Origin of the sequence: Bacillus sp. SIMBA_074, assembly GCF_046534555.1 — a bacterium.
GTDB lineage: Bacteria > Bacillota > Bacilli > Bacillales > Bacillaceae_G > Bacillus_A > Bacillus_A mycoides.
The window spans coordinates 1-277 of sequence record NZ_JAWRYM010000420.1; the positions used below are offsets into that span (position 1 = coordinate 1).

Consider the following 277-nt stretch of genomic DNA (forward strand, 5'->3'; position numbering starts at 1 on the left):
GGAGAGGCTGCAATGCCTGAAAACAATGATAATTTCGATAAATATACCCCTTTTTTTTCCGCATCTTCCTCACAACTTTTTTTACAAAAATGTTATATGCGTGAAAGAATAGAAGATGCAGAAATGAAAAGTTACGAAAACTGCTATCCATTTATATACCATCTTGAACATGGTAAAACATATTATAATCAGGCTGCCATAGCTCCACTTTCCATACAGCCAATCCTAATATTTTATGGATTCGCCCAATTGTTAAAGGCCTGCCTGCTCACTATTG

1 protein-coding gene is annotated in these 277 nt (G+C 35.7%); it reads left to right on the forward strand.

Annotated features, from left to right (window positions below):
* On the forward strand, positions 1-277 hold a 277-nt coding region (locus SB773_RS31400), incomplete at both ends, for a YaaC family protein (protein ID WP_410594212.1).